This window comes from Klebsiella sp. I138, from assembly GCF_051131765.1.
GTDB lineage: Bacteria > Pseudomonadota > Gammaproteobacteria > Enterobacterales > Enterobacteriaceae > Klebsiella.
Genome location: NZ_CP180447.1, coordinates 4629031 through 4645989 on the forward strand (window position 1 = coordinate 4629031; position 16959 = coordinate 4645989).

The 16959-nt window shown below is 51.4% G+C and carries 22 protein-coding genes and 1 rRNA gene; 17 read left to right on the forward strand and 6 right to left on the reverse strand.

Going from position 1 to position 16959, the window contains the following annotated elements; all coding sequences use genetic code 11:
- Positions 1-5 precede the first annotated feature (5 nt).
- The 10 genes from secY (at position 6) to ACMYSK_RS21670 (ending at position 5664) form a co-directional block, all read left to right on the forward strand.
- Complete coding sequence (secY, locus tag ACMYSK_RS21625; protein ID WP_041142963.1) at positions 6-1337, forward strand: preprotein translocase subunit SecY; 1332 nt, start codon at positions 6-8, stop codon at positions 1335-1337.
- Positions 1338-1368: 31 nt separating this feature from the next.
- On the forward strand, positions 1369-1485 hold the full coding sequence (gene rpmJ / locus ACMYSK_RS21630; protein WP_000868187.1) for a 50S ribosomal protein L36: 117 nt from the start codon (positions 1369-1371) through the stop codon (positions 1483-1485).
- A gap of 144 nt (positions 1486-1629) precedes the next feature.
- Positions 1630-1986, forward strand: a complete 357-nt coding sequence (gene rpsM, locus ACMYSK_RS21635) for a 30S ribosomal protein S13 (protein ID WP_434638449.1) — start codon at positions 1630-1632, stop codon at positions 1984-1986.
- A gap of 16 nt (positions 1987-2002) precedes the next feature.
- Entirely contained in the window at positions 2003-2392 is a 390-nt protein-coding gene (gene rpsK / locus ACMYSK_RS21640) for a 30S ribosomal protein S11 (RefSeq protein WP_004138423.1), read from the forward strand.
- A gap of 33 nt (positions 2393-2425) precedes the next feature.
- Positions 2426-3046: a 30S ribosomal protein S4 gene (gene rpsD / locus ACMYSK_RS21645; RefSeq protein ID WP_004868345.1), complete on the forward strand. Its 621-nt coding sequence runs from the start codon at positions 2426-2428 to the stop codon at positions 3044-3046.
- A 25-nt stretch (positions 3047-3071) separates the two neighbouring features.
- Positions 3072-4061 carry a DNA-directed RNA polymerase subunit alpha gene (locus ACMYSK_RS21650; protein WP_002919219.1) on the forward strand — a complete coding sequence of 330 codons (990 nt, stop codon included), beginning with the start codon at positions 3072-3074 and terminating at the stop codon, positions 4059-4061.
- A 40-nt stretch (positions 4062-4101) separates the two neighbouring features.
- Positions 4102-4488 (forward strand): 50S ribosomal protein L17, encoded by a 387-nt coding sequence (gene rplQ / locus ACMYSK_RS21655; protein WP_004868344.1) that lies wholly within the window; start codon positions 4102-4104, stop codon positions 4486-4488.
- 106 nt (positions 4489-4594) lie between these two features.
- Positions 4595-4963, forward strand: coding sequence for a DUF1992 domain-containing protein (locus ACMYSK_RS21660; protein WP_434644274.1), 369 nt, complete (start codon positions 4595-4597; stop codon positions 4961-4963).
- A 2-nt stretch (positions 4964-4965) separates the two neighbouring features.
- Positions 4966-5391 carry a Zn(2+)-responsive transcriptional regulator gene (gene zntR, locus ACMYSK_RS21665; protein WP_434638450.1) on the forward strand — a complete coding sequence of 142 codons (426 nt, stop codon included), beginning with the start codon at positions 4966-4968 and terminating at the stop codon, positions 5389-5391.
- Between the two features lie 57 nt (positions 5392-5448).
- Complete coding sequence (locus ACMYSK_RS21670) at positions 5449-5664, forward strand: alternative ribosome-rescue factor A (protein ID WP_434638451.1); 216 nt, start codon at positions 5449-5451, stop codon at positions 5662-5664.
- Here the strand turns inward: ACMYSK_RS21670 and mscL are convergent, their stop codons facing one another.
- The 5 genes from mscL to def all read right to left on the reverse strand — a co-directional run bounded on the left by mscL (position 5665) and on the right by def (position 10431).
- The gene (mscL, locus tag ACMYSK_RS21675; RefSeq protein WP_041142958.1) at positions 5665-6078 is read right to left on the reverse strand and encodes a large-conductance mechanosensitive channel protein MscL; all 414 of its coding nucleotides are present in this window, start codon (positions 6076-6078) and stop codon (positions 5665-5667) included.
- 144 nt (positions 6079-6222) lie between these two features.
- Positions 6223-7599 (reverse strand): Trk system potassium transporter TrkA, encoded by a 1377-nt coding sequence (trkA, locus tag ACMYSK_RS21680; protein ID WP_032690486.1) that lies wholly within the window; start codon positions 7597-7599, stop codon positions 6223-6225.
- Positions 7600-7612: 13 nt separating this feature from the next.
- Positions 7613-8908: a 16S rRNA (cytosine(967)-C(5))-methyltransferase RsmB gene (rsmB, locus tag ACMYSK_RS21685; RefSeq protein ID WP_434638452.1), complete on the reverse strand. Its 1296-nt coding sequence runs from the start codon at positions 8906-8908 to the stop codon at positions 7613-7615.
- Positions 8909-8959: 51 nt separating this feature from the next.
- Complete coding sequence (gene fmt, locus ACMYSK_RS21690; protein ID WP_434638453.1) at positions 8960-9907, reverse strand: methionyl-tRNA formyltransferase; 948 nt, start codon at positions 9905-9907, stop codon at positions 8960-8962.
- Between the two features lie 14 nt (positions 9908-9921).
- Positions 9922-10431 carry a peptide deformylase gene (gene def / locus ACMYSK_RS21695; RefSeq protein ID WP_434638454.1) on the reverse strand — a complete coding sequence of 170 codons (510 nt, stop codon included), beginning with the start codon at positions 10429-10431 and terminating at the stop codon, positions 9922-9924.
- A gap of 128 nt (positions 10432-10559) precedes the next feature.
- Here def and dprA point away from each other — a divergent pair, with 128 nt between their 5' ends.
- Genes dprA through ACMYSK_RS21725 form a run of 6 tightly spaced genes read left to right on the forward strand, consistent with a single transcriptional unit; the run spans position 10560 to position 14351 of the window.
- Positions 10560-11684: a DNA-protecting protein DprA gene (gene dprA / locus ACMYSK_RS21700; RefSeq protein WP_434638455.1), complete on the forward strand. Its 1125-nt coding sequence runs from the start codon at positions 10560-10562 to the stop codon at positions 11682-11684.
- Entirely contained in the window at positions 11656-12129 is a 474-nt protein-coding gene (gene smg / locus ACMYSK_RS21705) for a DUF494 family protein Smg (RefSeq protein ID WP_434638456.1), read from the forward strand. Before dprA ends, smg begins: the two co-directional genes overlap by 29 nt.
- A gap of 26 nt (positions 12130-12155) precedes the next feature.
- On the forward strand, positions 12156-12710 hold the full coding sequence (locus ACMYSK_RS21710; protein ID WP_100686336.1) for a DNA topoisomerase family protein: 555 nt from the start codon (positions 12156-12158) through the stop codon (positions 12708-12710).
- Positions 12703-13275, forward strand: a complete 573-nt coding sequence (gene tsaC, locus ACMYSK_RS21715; RefSeq protein ID WP_434638457.1) for an L-threonylcarbamoyladenylate synthase type 1 TsaC — start codon at positions 12703-12705, stop codon at positions 13273-13275. The genes ACMYSK_RS21710 and tsaC overlap by 8 nt, the downstream gene beginning before the upstream one ends.
- 3 nt (positions 13276-13278) lie before the next feature.
- Entirely contained in the window at positions 13279-14097 is an 819-nt protein-coding gene (aroE, locus tag ACMYSK_RS21720; RefSeq protein ID WP_434638458.1) for a shikimate dehydrogenase, read from the forward strand.
- Positions 14094-14351, forward strand: a complete 258-nt coding sequence (locus tag ACMYSK_RS21725) for a DUF1488 domain-containing protein (protein ID WP_434638459.1) — start codon at positions 14094-14096, stop codon at positions 14349-14351. The genes aroE and ACMYSK_RS21725 overlap by 4 nt, the downstream gene beginning before the upstream one ends.
- Here the strand turns inward: ACMYSK_RS21725 and ACMYSK_RS21730 are convergent.
- On the reverse strand, positions 14327-14881 hold the full coding sequence (locus ACMYSK_RS21730) for a gamma carbonic anhydrase family protein (RefSeq protein ID WP_434638460.1): 555 nt from the start codon (positions 14879-14881) through the stop codon (positions 14327-14329). The two genes, ACMYSK_RS21725 and ACMYSK_RS21730, sit on opposite strands and share 25 nt — an antisense overlap.
- A 467-nt stretch (positions 14882-15348) precedes the next feature.
- On the opposite strand from ACMYSK_RS21730, the gene ACMYSK_RS21735 reads away from it, so the two are divergent.
- A 16S ribosomal RNA gene (locus ACMYSK_RS21735) occupies positions 15349-16890 on the forward strand.
- The last annotated feature ends 69 nt before the right edge of the window (positions 16891-16959 follow it).

Genomic DNA, 16959 nt, shown 5'->3' on the forward strand with positions numbered 1-16959 from the left:
AGCAGATGGCTAAGCAACCGGGATTAGATTTTCAAAGTGCCAAAGGTGGACTTGGCGAACTGAAACGCAGACTTTTGTTTGTTATCGGTGCGCTGATTGTGTTCCGTATTGGTTCTTTTATTCCGATCCCTGGTATTGATGCCGCTGTACTTGCCAAACTGCTTGAGCAACAGCGAGGCACCATCATTGAAATGTTTAACATGTTCTCTGGTGGTGCTCTCAGCCGTGCTTCTATCTTTGCTTTGGGTATCATGCCGTATATTTCGGCATCGATTATTGTCCAACTGTTGACGGTTGTTTATCAGCCGTTAGCGGAAATGAAGAAAGAAGGGGAGTCTGGTCGTCGTAAGATCAGCCAGTACACCCGCTACGGTACTCTGGTGCTGGCGATATTCCAGTCGATCGGTATTGCTACCGGTCTACCGAATATGCCTGGTATGCAGGGCCTGGTGATGAATCCGGGCTTTGCATTCTATTTCACCGCTGTTGTAAGTCTGGTCACAGGGACTATGTTCCTGATGTGGCTCGGCGAACAGATAACTGAACGTGGTATCGGTAACGGTATTTCGATCATTATCTTCGCTGGTATCGTTGCGGGTCTCCCGCCAGCCATCGCCCATACTATCGAGCAAGCGCGTCAAGGCGACCTGCACTTCCTCCTGTTGCTGTTGGTTGCAGTATTAGTATTTGCCGTGACCTTCTTTGTTGTATTCGTTGAACGTGGTCAACGCCGCATTGTGGTGAACTACGCGAAGCGTCAACAAGGTCGTCGTGTCTATGCTGCACAGAGCACACATTTACCGCTGAAAGTGAATATGGCAGGGGTTATCCCGGCAATCTTCGCTTCCAGTATTATTCTGTTCCCTGCGACCATCGCGTCATGGTTCGGGGGCGGTACCGGTTGGAACTGGCTGACAACAATTTCGCTGTATTTGCAGCCTGGGCAACCGCTTTATGTGTTACTCTATGCGTCTGCAATCATCTTCTTCTGTTTCTTCTACACGGCGTTGGTTTTCAACCCGCGTGAAACAGCAGATAACCTGAAGAAGTCCGGTGCATTTGTACCAGGAATTCGTCCGGGAGAGCAAACGGCGAAGTATATTGATAAAGTAATGACTCGTCTGACTCTGGTCGGTGCGTTATACATTACCTTTATCTGCCTGATCCCGGAGTTCATGCGTGATGCAATGAAAGTGCCGTTCTACTTCGGTGGGACCTCGCTGCTTATTGTTGTCGTTGTGATTATGGACTTTATGGCTCAAGTGCAAACTCTGATGATGTCAAGTCAGTACGAGTCTGCATTGAAGAAGGCGAACCTGAAAGGCTACGGCCGATAACTGGTCGCCCGAGAAGTTACGGAGAGTAAAAATGAAAGTTCGTGCTTCCGTCAAGAAATTATGCCGTAACTGCAAAATCGTTAAACGTGATGGCGTCATCCGTGTGATTTGCAGTGCCGAGCCAAAGCATAAACAGCGCCAAGGCTGATTTTTGCATATTTTTCTTGCAAAGTTGGATTGAGCTGGCTAGATTAGCCAGCCAATCTTTTGTATGTCTGTGCGTTTCCATTTGAGTATCCTGAAAACGGGCTTTTCAGCATGGTGCGTACATATTAAATAGTAGGAGTGCATAGTGGCCCGTATAGCAGGCATTAACATTCCTGATCAGAAACATACCGTAATTGCATTAACTGCTATTTTCGGTATCGGCAAGACCCGCTCTAAAGCCATCTGTGCTGACACGGGTATCGCTGAAAATGTTAAGATCAGTGAGCTGTCTGAAGAACAAATTGAATTACTGCGTGAAGCAGTTGGTAAATTTGTCGTTGAAGGTGATCTGCGCCGTGAAATCACCCTGAGCATCAAGCGTCTGATGGACCTTGGTTGCTATCGTGGTTTACGCCATCGTCGTGGTCTTCCGGTTCGCGGTCAGCGTACTAAGACCAACGCACGTACCCGCAAGGGTCCGCGTAAACCGATCAAGAAATAATCGGGGTGATTGAATAATGGCAAAGGCACCAGTTCGTGCACGTAAGCGTGTAAGAAAACAAGTCTCTGATGGCGTGGCTCATGTCCATGCTTCTTTTAACAACACCATCGTTACCATTACTGATCGTCAGGGTAACGCGCTGGGTTGGGCAACAGCCGGTGGTTCCGGTTTCCGTGGTTCTCGCAAATCCACTCCGTTTGCAGCTCAGGTTGCAGCAGAGCGTTGCGCTGAAGCCGTAAAAGAATACGGCATCAAGAATCTGGAAGTTATGGTCAAAGGTCCGGGTCCGGGTCGCGAATCTACCATTCGTGCTCTGAACGCCGCTGGTTTCCGCATCACTAATATTACTGATGTGACTCCGATCCCTCATAACGGTTGTCGTCCGCCGAAAAAACGTCGCGTATAACGCGCTCGTTTCTAGGATTGTTGGAGAAAGAAAATGGCAAGATATTTGGGTCCTAAGCTCAAGCTGAGCCGTCGTGAGGGCACCGACTTATTCCTTAAGTCTGGCGTTCGCGCGATCGATACCAAGTGTAAAATTGAACAAGCTCCTGGCCAGCACGGTGCGCGTAAACCGCGTCTGTCTGACTATGGTGTGCAGTTGCGTGAAAAGCAAAAAGTTCGCCGTATGTACGGTGTGCTGGAGCGTCAGTTCCGTAACTACTATAAAGAAGCAGCTCGTCTGAAAGGCAACACCGGTGAAAACCTGTTGGCTCTGCTGGAAGGTCGTCTGGACAACGTTGTATACCGTATGGGCTTCGGCGCAACTCGTGCTGAATCACGTCAGCTGGTTAGCCACAAAGCTATCATGGTAAACGGTCGTGTTGTTAACATTGCTTCTTATCAGGTTAAAGCGAACGACGTTGTTAGCATTCGTGAGAAAGCGAAAAAGCAATCTCGCGTGAAAGCCGCTCTGGAGCTGGCTGAGCAGCGTGAAAAGCCAACCTGGCTGGAAGTTGATGCTGGCAAGATGGAAGGTACGTTCAAGCGTCAGCCGGAACGTTCTGATCTGTCTGCGGACATTAACGAACACCTGATCGTCGAGCTTTACTCCAAGTAAAGCTTAGTACCAAAGAGAGGACACAATGCAGGGTTCTGTGACAGAGTTTCTAAAACCGCGCCTGGTCGATATCGAGCAAGTGAGTTCGACGCACGCCAAGGTGACCCTTGAGCCTTTAGAGCGTGGCTTTGGCCATACTCTGGGTAACGCACTGCGCCGTATTCTGCTCTCATCGATGCCGGGTTGCGCGGTGACAGAGGTTGAGATTGATGGTGTACTGCACGAGTACAGCACCAAAGAAGGCGTTCAGGAAGATATCCTTGAAATCCTGCTCAACCTGAAAGGGCTTGCGGTGAGAGTTCAGGGTAAAGATGAAGTCATCCTTACTTTGAATAAATCTGGCATTGGCCCTGTGACCGCAGCCGACATTACCCATGACGGTGATGTCGAAATCGTCAAGCCGCAACATGTGATCTGCCACCTGACCGATGAGAACGCTGCTATTAGCATGCGTATCAAAGTTCAGCGCGGTCGCGGTTATGTGCCGGCTTCTGCCCGAATTCATTCGGAAGAAGATGAGCGCCCAATCGGCCGTCTGCTGGTCGACGCATGCTACAGCCCAGTAGAGCGTATTGCCTACAATGTTGAAGCAGCGCGTGTAGAACAGCGTACCGACCTGGACAAGCTGGTCATCGAAATGGAAACCAACGGCACAATCGATCCTGAAGAGGCGATTCGTCGTGCGGCAACCATCCTGGCAGAACAACTTGAAGCTTTCGTTGACTTACGTGATGTACGTCAGCCGGAAGTGAAAGAAGAGAAACCAGAATTCGATCCGATCCTGCTGCGCCCTGTTGACGATCTCGAATTGACTGTCCGCTCTGCTAACTGCCTCAAGGCAGAAGCTATCCACTATATCGGTGATCTGGTACAGCGTACCGAGGTTGAGTTGCTGAAAACGCCGAACCTGGGTAAAAAATCTCTTACTGAGATTAAAGACGTGCTGGCTTCACGTGGTCTTTCTCTGGGCATGCGCCTGGAAAACTGGCCACCGGCAAGCATTGCTGACGAGTAACCGGATCACAGGTTAAGGTTTTACTGAGAAGGATAAGGTCATGCGCCATCGTAAGAGTGGTCGTCAACTGAACCGCAACAGCAGCCATCGCCAGGCTATGTTCCGTAACATGGCTGGTTCGCTGGTTCGTCATGAAATCATCAAGACGACCCTGCCGAAAGCGAAAGAACTGCGTCGCGTAGTTGAGCCGCTGATTACTCTTGCCAAGACTGATAGCGTTGCTAATCGTCGTCTGGCATTCGCCCGTACTCGTGATAACGAGATCGTGGCAAAACTGTTTAACGAGCTGGGCCCGCGTTTCGCGAGCCGTGCCGGTGGTTACACTCGCATTCTGAAGTGTGGCTTCCGTGCAGGCGACAACGCGCCGATGGCATACATCGAGCTGGTTGATCGTGCTGAGCTGAAAGCAGAAGCTGCTGCAGAGTAATCTGTAGTAACGTAAAAAAACCCGCCTCGGCGGGTTTTTTTATATCCTCGTTATGACTGCTTCACTACAATGTCTGTATTCTTTTTGTTCATCCCGGAGCCGTATGATGTGGTTACTGGATCAGTGGGCAGAACGCCATATCCTTGACGCACAAACCAAAGGCGAATTTGATAATCTTCCTGGCCGGGGAGAGCCGCTGACTTTGGATGACGATCTGCATGTCCCGCCTGAATTACGTGCTGGCTACCGCTTACTCAAAAACGCTGGCTGTTTGCCTCCTGAACTTGAGCAGCGAAGAGAAGCCGTTGTTCTGGTCGATTTATTAAAAGCGGTCCGCCCGGACGATCCGCAGTATGCAGAACTCAGTCGCCGACTCGCTTTGCTTGAGCTGAAGTTACGCCAGGCCGGGTTGAACACCGATTTTTTACGCGGTGAATATGCAGACAGGCTTCAGAACAAGATTGATGAGGAGTAAACATGTACCGCATTGGTGAACTCGCAAAACTTGCTGATGTCACGCCAGATACTATTCGCTACTATGAAAAGCAGCAGATGATGGCTCATGACGTACGGACTGAAGGTGGATTTCGTCTTTATACCGACAATGATCTCCAGCGGCTACGTTTTATTCGCTATGCCCGGCACCTGGGGTTCACACTTGAAGCGATTCGCGAATTACTGTCGATCCGTGTCGATCCAGAGCATCATACCTGCCAGGAATCTAAAGGTATCGTGCAGGCACGATTGAGCGAAGTTGAGGCCCGTATTAAAGAGTTGCAGACCATGCGTCGCTCACTACAGCGGCTCAATGATGCCTGCTGCGGCACTGCTCATAGCAGTGTGTACTGCTCTATTCTTGAAGCGCTAGAGCAGGGGGCCAGCAGCGCTACGGGGGGACATTGATTTTTTCATTGCGCGGATCTACACTCGCGCCGATCTTATTCACAATCAGGAGTTGTTATGAGCCGCTACCAGCATACAAAAGGGCAAATTAAAGATAATGCCATCGAGGCGCTGTTGCACGACCCGTTATTCAGACAGAGAGTTGAGAAAAATCGGAAGGGAAAAGGCAGTTACCAACGTAAAGATAAACATGCAGGACGAAATGACCGGGAGGCCAGTGGCAAAAGAGTGAATCACTTTTTTACCACTGGCCTTCTGCTTTCTGTTGCCTGATTAAGAACGGTTATTCTGTTCTTTCAGCAGATCGCGAATCTCACTTAACAATACTTCTTCTTTCGTTGGAGCCGGTGGCGCAGCAGGCGCTTCTTCCTTTTTGCGATTCAGGTTGTTCATCAGCTTAATCGCCATGAAAATGGCAAAGGCTACGATCACGAAATCGAAGACATTCTGGATGAATACACCGTAATGCATCACGACTGCCGGGATATCACCCTGCGCATCACGTAACGTGACGGCGAATGATTTAAAATCAATACCGCCAATCAGTAAGCCCAACGGCGGCATAATAATGTCGGCAACCAGAGACGATACAATTTTACCGAATGCCGCACCAATGATGACACCCACTGCTAAATCAACAACATTCCCGCGCATCGCGAAATCGCGAAACTCTTTTAAAATACTCATTTTATTCTCCTTGAGCCCACTAACAGTGATAAGTTTATCAAATGTATTTTCATTTGCCATTGCTGTTGAATAATTGCTAAAAAATATTATCCACTGAAAAATAAAGGATAATAAAAACGGGCGCCATATTGGCGCCCGTTGCAATTAAAGGAAGAAGGGACTGGGCTGGAAGAGACGCTCGACGTCAGATATAAATTTTTTGTCAGTCAGAAACATAATGACGTGATCGCCCTGTTCAATACGCAGATTATTATTAGCGATCATGACGTCATTGCCACGTACGACTGCACCAATGATCGTGCCGGGCGGTAGCTTGATCTCATCGATCGAACGCCCCACCACGCGGGAGGTGCTTTCATCACCGTGAGCAACGGCTTCGATGGCCTCCGCAACGCCGCGGCGTAGTGAGGATACGCCAACAATATCAGCCTTACGGACATGACTCAGCAGGGCAGAAATCGTGGCCTGCTGCGGCGATATCGCAATATCGATAACGCTGCCCTGCACCAGATCGACGTACGCTTTCCGCTGGATCAAGACCATGACTTTCTTGGCACCCATTCGTTTGGCCAGCATTGCGGACATAATGTTAGCTTCATCATCGTTGGTGACGGCGATAAAGAGATCGACCTGATCGATATGTTCTTCTGCCAGCAACTCCTGATCTGATGCATCGCCATAGAAGACGATAGTATTCTGTAGTTTCTCAGCAAGTTCGGCAGCGCGCTGCTGATCGCGCTCAATAAGCTTAACGCTGTAATCTTTTTCGAGACGACGCGCAAGACCAGCACCGATATTTCCGCCGCCAACCAGCATGATGCGCTTATAGGGCTTCTCCAGGCGCTGTAGCTCACTCATGACGGCACGAATATGCTGTGAAGCGGCAATAAAGAAGACCTCATCACCGGCCTCAACAATCGTTGAGCCCTGCGGACGAATGGGTCTGTCGTGACGGAAAATGGCAGCGACGCGGGTATCGATATGCGGCATGTGTTCGCGCATTGTCGAGAGTGCGTTACCCACCAGTGGGCCGCCATAGTAAGCTTTCACAACCGCGAGGCTGACTTTCCCCTCGGCAAAATTAACAACCTGAAGTGCACCAGGATATTCAATAAGCCGATAGATATTGTCGATAACTAACTGTTCAGGGGCGATCAGGTGGTCAATTGGCACCGCTTCAGAGTGAAACAGTTTTTCAGCATCACGTACGTAATCCGGAGAACGGATACGCGCAATACGATTAGGCGTATTGAACAGAGAATAGGCGACCTGGCAGGCCACCATATTAGTTTCATCTGAACTGGTTACGGCAACCAGCATATCGGCATCATCGGCACCGGCTTCACGCAGCACTCGGGGGTGGGAACCATGCCCCTGGACAACGCGAAGGTCGAATTTATCCTGCAGGCTGCGCAGGCGGTCACCATTGGTGTCGACTAAGGTGATGTCGTTGTTCTCTCCGACGAGGTTTTCCGCGAGAGTTCCGCCAACCTGACCGGCGCCCAGAATAATAATCTTCATCAGCAGTGATCCATTATTTCCGATGTTTGATCAGCTTAGCGTAAAAGAACCCGTCACCCTCTTCCGCACCAGGCAAATTTTGCACGCCCGGTTGCTCAGGTGTACCGGTGACGCTAAGTTCTGCGTCCGGTGTACGCTTCAGGAATGCGGCAATTTGCTGGCTATTCTCTTCCGGAAGAATTGAGCAGGTCGCATAGACCAATATCCCACCGGGTTTCAGGTGAGCCCAGATGGCATCGAGAATCTCTGCCTGCAGCTGGGCCAGCTCGGCTATATCACGGTCGCGGCGTAGCCATTTGATATCCGGATGACGACGAATGACGCCCGTTGCCGAGCAGGGGGCATCGAGAAGAATGCGATCGAACTGCTGATCTTCGCACCACTGAGCAGGATAGCGGCCATCACCCTGTTTGACCTGCGCTTTCATTCCAAGCCGCTTCAGGTTTTCGTAGACGCGGGACAGACGCTGTTCGTCAATATCAACGGCTAAAACGCTGGCCTGCGGAGCAACTTCCAGGATATGCGTCGTTTTACCCCCTGGAGCGGCACACAGATCCAGGATTCTCTCACCGTTCTCCGGTGTCAAATAGCGCATACAGCCCTGGGCAGAAGCATCCTGGACCGTAACCCAGCCCTGGTCGAACCCCGGTAATGCTTGTACGGGGGCCGGCGTTGCCAGGCGCACCGCATCAGGATAGTCAGGGTGAGCAAAGCCTTGCAGCCCTGCCTCTTCCAGAAGCGCGAGCCACTCATCGCGTGAATGATGATTGCGGTTTACGCGCAGCCACATGGGCGGACGTTGGTTATTAGCATCGGCAATAGCCTGCCATTGCTGCGGCCAGGATTTTTGCAAACGCTTGAGCAGCCATGCCGGGTGAAGAAAACGGCTCTCGCTTTGGGCAAACTCAGCCAGTAACGTTTCCTGCTGGCGCTGGAACTGGCGTAAAACCCCGTTAATAAGGCCTTTCAGCTGCGGGCGCTTGATTGCTACCGCACCTTCAACCGTTTCCGCCAGAGCTGCATGGGCCGGAATGCGGGTATATAGCAGCTGATAAAACCCCACCATAATCAAATAGTGAACGGTGCGCTGTTTGCCTGTCATCGGGCGAGCCATCAGTTTGCTGACCAGCCAATCCAACTGGCTGAGGGTGCGCAGGACACCAAAGCACAGCTCTTGCAGCAGCGCTTTGTCCTTTTCCCCGACCTTTTGCTGTAACGGTGGCAGAACGTTGCTTAATGACTGGCCTTGTTCGACAACTTGCTCAACGGCCTGCGCCGCCAGACTGCGTAAATTTAGATTTTTTTTCATAACCGCAAAATAAAAATGCCCGGTAAACCCGGGCCTGAGAAGTGACTACCGTCAGGAGAGACGGTTACCGGGGATAAACCATTCCCGGCGAGAATTTAGCAAGTCCTGGGCGCTCATCGCTTTTTTACCTGCGGGTTGCAGCGACTCCAGATTCAGGATGCCATTGCCGGTTGCGACCTGAATACCTTGCTTTCCTGCGGCGATAATTGTGCCAGGTTCAGCACTACTGGTTTCAGCAAAGACTGATGCTTGCCAGACTTTCACCGGTTGTTCATCAATTTCGAGCCAACTCATGGGCCACGGGTTGAATGCACGGATGCAGCGTTCAAGCTGTACAGCGGAAAGAGACCAGTCAATACGGGCTTCTTCTTTACTGAGCTTCTCAGCGTAAGTCACTAACGCCTCATCCTGGACTTCCGGGTGAGTGGCATCGTTTGCTATCTGAGTTAACGTTTCCAGCAACCCCTGTGGGCCGAGTTCTGCCAGCTTGTCATACAGACTGGCACTGGTATCTTGCGCGGTGATCGGGCAGGAGAGCTTATACAGCATGTCTCCCGTATCCAGGCCAACATCCATTTGCATAATGGTTACGCCGGTTTCGGCATCACCCGCCCAAAGTGAACGCTGAATAGGTGCAGCCCCGCGCCAGCGCGGTAACAAAGAGCCGTGGACGTTGATACAGCCCAGTCGCGGCATGTCCAGAACTGCTTTAGGCAGAATCAGTCCATAGGCCACAACGACCATGACATCGGCATTCAGAGAGGAAACCAGCTGTTGATTTTCCTGCGGGCGCAGGGATACAGGCTGGAAAACCGGCAGATTGTGAGCTTCCGCGAGAACTTTTACCGGGCCTGGCATCAATTTTTTGCCGCGACCAGCAGGACGGTCGGGCTGCGTAAATACGCCAACAACCTGATGCTCAGACGACAGCAGCGCATCAAGATGACGCGCTGCAAAATCGGGGGTTCCTGCAAAAATAATACGTAGTGATTGTGACACGTTAGTCCTTGTCCTCAGGCACGCGTACGCAAACGATCCATTTTTTCAACTTTCTGGCGAATACGCTGTTGTTTCAGCGGCGACAGATAATCGATAAACAGCTTGCCTACCAGGTGATCCATTTCATGCTGGATACAGATTGCCAACAGGCCGTCAGCTTCCAGTTCGAACGGCTTGCCCTCACGATTCAAAGCGCGAACCTTCACGGTTTCAGCACGTGGTACCAGTGCGCGTTGTTCCGGGATAGACAAGCATCCCTCTTCGATGCCCGTTTCACCGTTTTTTTCCAGCAGCTCTGGGTTGATGAGCACCAGTTGCCCATCACGGTTTTCTGAAACATCGATAACGATAATGCGCTGATGAATATCCACCTGTGTGGCGGCCAGACCAATACCTTCTTCAGCGTACATCGTCTCGAACATATCATCGACGATACGTTGAATTTCCGCATTAACTTCTTTTACCGGTTCAGCGACTTTGCGAAGGCGCTCGTCCGGGATATGTAACACTTGCAAAACTGCCATAAAGATCCAGAGTCGTATTCAGGAGTTGATAAGATTATTAGCTCTATTCTAGACAAAACCCCCCGTAATTGACAGTCTCGCTGTCCAATCGCAAAGATTGTCAAAGCCACTTATGGCAGAGGGTGAGGATGGCGCCTACAGAGATCTGGCTGCGCTTGATGAAGGTAAACAACCTTTATGGTGACAGCATGGTGATGGCTGCCCGGATGATGTGTGGAGCCCCTGTGCTTGATGGCGAAGCATTACGTACCTGCGGTTTGAGCGAGGCTCAATCAAAGCAATTTTTGTCCTTTAGCCAGCAAGAGCTTGAGTCTACGCTGTTATGGCTGGAACAGCCTGGGCACCACCTGCTGTCGGTCGATCGTCCTGACTACCCACCTCAGCTACGAGCAATTGTTGACTATCCTGGTGCTCTTTTGGTGAATGGTAATTTGGCCGTGCTGAGCAGCTTGCAATTGGCCGTTATCGGTAGCCGTTCGCATTCCTGGTACGGTGCTCGCTGGGGGCGACAGTTCAGTGAAATCCTGGCGGGTTATGGTATGACCATCACCAGTGGTCTGGCGATTGGCATTGATGGCGTCGCTCATCGCGGGGCACTTGAGGCGAACGGGAAGACTGTCGGCGTTCTCGGCAACGGATTAGCTACGATTTATCCACGTCGACATAGCGAATTAGCACAGCAGATCGTGGGTAGTGGGGGGGCGTTGTTGTCTGAGTTTCCTCTCTCCGCCTCTCCGCTGCCGGGAAACTTTCCCCGGAGAAATCGCATTATCAGCGGGCTCAGTATCGGTGTGCTGGTGATTGAAGCTGCCTTGAAAAGCGGCTCTCTGGTGACCGTTCGTTGTGCATTGGATCAAGGACGAGAAGTCTTTGCCCTGCCTGGACCGGTGGGCAATCCCGGCTCGGAAGGTCCACATTGGCTCATCAAGCAAGGCGCTATCCCCGTGACTTCAGCAGAAGATATCGTTGAATATTGCCAGCAGGAGCTACGATGGCTCACGGATGTGCCTGACAATATAAATAATTGCATGGATCCACCTCCCGTGGCATTGCCATTTCCAGAGCTCCTGGCTAACGTAGGAGATGAGGTAACACCTGTTGACGTTGTCGCTGAACGTGCCGGCCAATCTGTGCCAGTGACCGTAGCTCAGCTACTTGAACTGGAGTTAGCAGGCTGGATCGCAGCTGTACCCGGCGGCTATGTCCGATTAAGGAGGGCAAGCCATGTTCGACGTACTCATGTATTTGTTTGAGACTTACATCCAAAACGAAGCAGAAATGCGCGTGGATCAGGATAAACTGACCCGTGACCTGACTGATGCAGGGTTCGATCGGGAAGATATCTATAACGCGCTGATGTGGCTCGAGAAACTGGCTGATTATCAGGAAGGTCTCGTTGCACCCATGCAGCTTGCTTCTGACCCGCTCTCTTTGCGGATTTATACCGAAGAAGAGTGCCAGCGTCTGGATGCCAGTTGCCGAGGTTTTTTATTATTCCTCGAGCAGATTCAGGTGTTGAACCTCGAAACGCGAGAAATGGTGATAGAGCGCGTGCTGGCGCTGGATACAGCAGAGTTCGATCTGGAAGACCTGAAATGGGTGATCCTGATGGTGCTGTTTAATATTCCGGGCTGCGAAAATGCCTATCAACAAATGGAAGAATTACTCTTCGAAGTAAATGAAGGTATGCTGCATTAATCTTTTTGCGGCAACATCGAGTTGTTATGACCAAATCAGCACTGTTTTCGGTGCGTAAAAATGAGCCCTGCCCGCAATGCGGGGCTGAACTGGTAATTCGCTCCGGGAAACACGGGCCGTTTCTCGGCTGCTCACATTATCCGGACTGTGACTATGTCCGTCCTCTGAAAAATCAGGCGGACGGACATATCGTCAAGGTACTGGAGGGTCAGGAGTGTCCGTCGTGCGGTGCCGTCATGGTGTTGCGCCAGGGGCGCTTCGGTATGTTTATTGGTTGCAGCCGTTATCCGGAATGCGAACATACTGAAACCATCGATAAACCTGATGAAACAGCTATTTCCTGCCCGCAGTGTGGGCAAGGACAGCTGGTCCAGCGCCGCTCTCGTTTCGGCAAAACCTTTCATTCCTGCGATCGTTACCCCGATTGCCAGTTCGTTATTAACTTCAAACCGGTAGCGGGTGAATGTCCTGAATGCCACTATCCGCTATTAATCGAAAAGAAAACGGCGCAGGGCGTAAAACGCTTTTGTGCCAGTAAACAATGTGGAAAGCCGATCCCGGCGGAACAAATCAGTGAATAATAACCTGCACTCCGAAACCGTCGCCCATGCCGTGGCGGTTCTGCATAATGAACATGTCATCGCCTATCCAACAGAAGCTGTTTTCGGCGTAGGCTGCGATCCTGACAGTGAAACGGCGGTTATGCGCCTGCTGGCACTTAAACAGCGCCCCGTTGAGAAGGGGCTTATCCTAATCGCAGCCAGCTACGAACAGCTAATTCCCTATATTGATGATTCGCAGCTTAATGATAAGCAGCGAGCGGCTATCTTCTCCTGCTGGCCGGGACCGGTAACTTTTGTCTTTCCGGCTCGTACTACCACACCGCGCTGGTTGACCGGGCGTTTTGATTCCCTGGCGGTACGCGTTAGCGATCATCCGCTAGTAGTCGAACTGTGCGAGGCTTATGGTAAACCGCTGGTGTCAACCAGTGCGAATTTATCTGGTCAGCCGCCTTGTCGCACCACGGACGAGGTTCTGGCCCAGTTTGGCGCCAGTTTCCCGGTAGTGGACGGTGATACGGGCGGTCGCCAGAATCCGTCTGAAATTCGTGATGCCCTGACGGGCGAACTCTTTCGCCAGGGGTAAGTGATGGAAACCTACGCAGTCTTCGGCAATCCGATTGCTCATAGCAAGTCCCCCTCTATTCATCAGCTCTTTGCACAGCAGCTGCAGATTGCACATCCGTATGGGCGAGTCCTTGCCCCGCTGGACGGGTTTATCCGTACCCTTGATGCTTTTTTTGCTGATGGGGGGAAAGGGGCTAATGTAACCGTTCCGTTCAAGGAAGAGGCGTTTGCTCGCGCGGATGAGTTAACTGAACGAGCGGCTTTAGCGGGGGCGGTGAATACCCTAAAAAGGTTGGATGACGGACGTTTGCTGGGGGACAACACCGACGGAATAGGGCTGTTGAGCGATCTGGAGAGGCTGGGTTTTATTAGACCGGGTTATCGGGTATTGCTCATCGGAGCTGGCGGCGCATCGCGCGGTGTCTTGCTACCACTGCTGTCACTGGATTGTGCAGTCACTATTGTCAACCGTACTTTTTCCCGTGCGCATGAATTGGCTACGCTGTTTGCACATACCGGAAGTGTCTGCGCACTTAAGATGGAATCACTGGCTGACCATGAGTTTGACCTCATTATTAATGCCACGTCCAGCGGCCTCAGCGGTGAAGTGCCGGCGATTCCCGCATCGTTAATTAATGCGCACGTCTATTGCTATGACATGTTTTACCAGAAGGGTTGCACGCCGTTTTTGCGCTGGTGCCAGGAGCATGGTGCGAAAATGTATGCGGATGGGCTGGGTATGCTGGTGGCGCAGGCCGCCCACGCGGTACTGCTGTGGCATGGCGTCCTGCCGGATATTGCTCCGGTTATCCAGGCCTTGCATAAGGAACTGAATACGTGAATCAGGCCATTCAGTTTCCTGACAGGGAGGAGTGGGATACCAACCGGCAATGTGTCACCTTTCCGGTGCTGGTGAATGGTATGCAGCTTACTTGTGCGATCAGAGGTGTGACGTTAAAACAGCGCTTCGGTGGTGAAGCGCCGGAACAGTGGCTGGCTGCGTTTCGTGTGCATCGCTGGGATCTGGAAGAAGAGGCTGATGAATTGATCCGCGAGCAGCAGGAAGACGATCAGGGCTGGGTTTGGTTTTCCTGAGCCAGATAATCGTCTTTCCATTTCACATAGTTGTTTGCTGAATAGAGTAAACCCGCGCGTTCCGCCTCCGTCAGGGGGCGGATCTGCTTCACCGGATTGCCAAAATAGAGATAGCCACTTTCCAGTCGTTTGTTTTGCGGCACCAGGCTACCCGCGCCAATCATGACATCGTCTTCTATTACCACGCCGTCCAGCAAAATTGAGCCCATCCCCACCAGTACCCGATTGCCAATGGTGCAGCCATGCAGCATGACCTTGTGACCGACTGTGACATCTTCACCAATAATGAGAGGGTTACCTTGCGGATTAGAGGCCGATTTGTGGGTGACATGCAGCACACTACCATCCTGAATGTTAGTGCGAGCACCGATTGCCACGTAGTTAACATCACCGCGAATTGCAACCAGCGGCCAGATACTAACGTCATCAGCCATTCTGACATCACCGATTGCCACACTGGTGACATCGATCATCACTCGCAGGCCGGTTTGTGGGGATAAATCTTTATAAGGACGTAAATTAGCGGACATGATTACCTCAATAAATCTGGGTTGTATGAAGACTTTGGTGGCTTTTCCTGCCACCTGCAACCCCTTATTGTGGTGAAAATTGAGCAAACTGGACAAGAACGCCGCGAAAAGGGTGAAAAAACATCACTTGGAAAAAAAGATCGATAAAAGACTTGTGCAATAAAATGGGATCCCTATAATGCGCTCCCACTGACACGGCACATGTGAACAACTTCACAGAGTAAGCCGGGTCGGAAGAGAAAAAATCCTGAACTTAAGGGTTGACTCTGAAAGAGGAAAGCGTAATATACGCCACCTCGCGACAGAGCGCTCAGCGCCGTCGCACTGCTCTTTAACAATTTATCAGACAATCTGTGTGGGCACTCAAAGTGACATGGATTCTTAACGTCCTCGGACGAAAAATGAATACCAAGTCTCTGAGTGAACACGTAATTCATTACGAAGTTTAATTCACGAGCATCAAACTTAAATTGAAGAGTTTGATCATGGCTCAGATTGAACGCTGGCGGCAGGCCTAACACATGCAAGTCGAGCGGTAGCACAGGAGAGCTTGCTCTCTGGGTGACGAGCGGCGGACGGGTGAGTAATGTCTGGGAAACTGCCTGATGGAGGGGGATAACTACTGGAAACGGTAGCTAATACCGCATAACGTCGAAAGACCAAAGTGGGGGACCTTCGGGCCTCATGCCATCAGATGTGCCCAGATGGGATTAGCTAGTAGGTGGGGTAATGGCTCACCTAGGCGACGATCCCTAGCTGGTCTGAGAGGATGACCAGCCACACTGGAACTGAGACACGGTCCAGACTCCTACGGGAGGCAGCAGTGGGGAATATTGCACAATGGGCGCAAGCCTGATGCAGCCATGCCGCGTGTATGAAGAAGGCCTTCGGGTTGTAAAGTACTTTCAGCGAGGAGGAAGGCATTAAGGTTAATAACCTTGGTGATTGACGTTACTCGCAGAAGAAGCACCGGCTAACTCCGTGCCAGCAGCCGCGGTAATACGGAGGGTGCAAGCGTTAATCGGAATTACTGGGCGTAAAGCGCACGCAGGCGGTTTGTTAAGTCAGATGTGAAATCCCCGGGCTCAACCTGGGAACTGCATTTGAAACTGGCAAGCTTGAGTCTTGTAGAGGGGGGTAGAATTCCAGGTGTAGCGGTGAAATGCGTAGAGATCTGGAGGAATACCGGTGGCGAAGGCGGCCCCCTGGACAAAGACTGACGCTCAGGTGCGAAAGCGTGGGGAGCAAACAGGATTAGATACCCTGGTAGTCCACGCTGTAAACGATGTCGACTTGGAGGTTGTTCCCTTGAGGAGTGGCTTCCGGAGCTAACGCGTTAAGTCGACCGCCTGGGGAGTACGGCCGCAAGGTTAAAACTCAAATGAATTGACGGGGGCCCGCACAAGCGGTGGAGCATGTGGTTTAATTCGATGCAACGCGAAGAACCTTACCTACTCTTGACATCCACGGAATTTAGCAGAGATGCTTTAGTGCCTTCGGGAACCGTGAGACAGGTGCTGCATGGCTGTCGTCAGCTCGTGTTGTGAAATGTTGGGTTAAGTCCCGCAACGAGCGCAACCCTTATCCTTTGTTGCCAGCGGTTCGGCCGGGAACTCAAAGGAGACTGCCAGTGATAAACTGGAGGAAGGTGGGGATGACGTCAAGTCATCATGGCCCTTACGAGTAGGGCTACACACGTGCTACAATGGCATATACAAAGAGAAGCGACCTCGCGAGAGCAAGCGGACCTCATAAAGTATGTCGTAGTCCGGATCGGAGTCTGCAACTCGACTCCGTGAAGTCGGAATCGCTAGTAATCGTGGATCAGAATGCCACGGTGAATACGTTCCCGGGCCTTGTACACACCGCCCGTCACACCATGGGAGTGGGTTGCAAAAGAAGTAGGTAGCTTAACCTTCGGGAGGGCGCTTACCACTTTGTGATTCATGACTGGGGTGAAGTCGTAACAAGGTAACCGTAGGGGAACCTGCGGTTGGATCACCTCCTTACCTGAAAGAACCTGCCTTTGTAGTGTCCACACAGATTGTCTGATGAATAAAAAATTTCAAAATGTACTG